The 1,400-nt window shown below is 68.2% G+C and carries 1 protein-coding gene; it reads left to right on the forward strand.

Annotated features, from left to right (window positions below; all coding sequences use genetic code 11):
• Positions 1-953 precede the first annotated feature (953 nt).
• On the forward strand, positions 954-1,400 hold a 447-nt coding region (locus AQJ91_RS48310; RefSeq protein ID WP_234383489.1), incomplete at its 3' end, for a helix-turn-helix domain-containing protein.

Raw genomic sequence — 1,400 nt, forward strand, 5'->3', positions numbered from 1 at the left:
CGGTGGCGAACCGGCTCACCGCTCCCGCGCCGCTGCTCCGCGTTGGGGACTGGGCGTACTCGTGAGAGGCCGTCGGGGGTCTGGTTGAAGGCCGATGCGTGTCCCGACTGGCGCATTGGCGGGTCTCATCGGTGTCTTGCTGGGGGCTTCGGCGATCAGGGGCGTTGTCGCGTCCGGCCGGTGGCAGCAAATGTCTCCTAAGGGACACCACCGGAACTCGAAGATGTCCATGGCGAGACGCCGACGAGCACGACGACGCAGACGGCCTGCGCTGACCTGAGTGGAGACGATGTCCTCGTCGTCCAGTCATATCCCGGTGTGCCGGCCCTCGGGCCACCATCGGGTGTGGCTCGGCCCACGGCGTCGTGCGCGGTAGCGCGGGACGGTGCAGATCTCATGGGCCGAACGGCGGGCGAGGAGCGTCCGTGAGTCGGTCTGGTGGAGGGGCCTTTCGGGGATGGGCGGCGTGCGGCGGAGCCGGTGCGCGTGCTCAAAATCAGTCAGGAGCTGGGCGAGGTCGCGGAGACCCTTCACGGCGCGGCGGTGGTGGAGCACCAGCTCAAAGGCCGCCGCGCCGGATGAGATCACCGGCGGCTGGGGACATCCGGCTCCTCCAGGTCCTCGCGATCAACGGGGACATGGGGGAAGTCGCCGTAACGGTGTATGGGGCACGGGTCCGCACGGTGAGGCAGTGGAGGTGACGCACACGTGGGAGGACATGGAAGCGCGCCTCGGCTGGCTTATCCTCACTGGCGCCGCGCTGGACGACCTCACCGGTGCTACCTGGGACACGGTGGATGAGCGGCTGCGTTTCCGCGTGGCGAGGGTCGCGGCCTTGGCCGGACGTGAACCTCAGTTGACCCGCTCCACCCTCTGCGCGGAAGGGCCCGCACGGACGTGCGGGCCCTTCCGCGTCATCCCCTGCTTTGCGGACGCACACGTCCTAGTGTCTCGTGATCCTGTTCATGGAACTTGAGGCTTCTGTGATCGTTGAGTCTGGTATGGATCTCTCGTCTGAACAGATGGCAGAACTGCGGGAGTTGGCCGGGTCGCGGGATGTTCCGGCCGATGTGGCGCTTCGCGCTCGGATCGTGTTGTGGTCCGGTGAGGGGCGGCGGCGTAAGGACATTGCCGAGCTCGCCGGTGTGGCGCCGCTGACGGTGGACCGCTGCAAGGCCCGTTATGCCGAGCGGGGCCTTGCCGGTTTGGAGGAGAAGCGCCGCGGCGGGCCGCGTACCCAGGTGCCGCCGCAGGTGCGGGCTCGGGTGATCGCTTTGACGAGGATGTCCCCGCCGGCGGAATCCGGCTTGTCGCACTGGTCGACGCGGACGCTGGCCGACCATCTGAAGCGGCGGGAGGGCATCTCGGTGTCGTGGCATTACGTTGCCCGCATCTGGCGT

Source organism: Streptomyces dysideae (genome assembly GCF_001514305.1).
GTDB lineage: Bacteria > Actinomycetota > Actinomycetes > Streptomycetales > Streptomycetaceae > Streptomyces > Streptomyces dysideae.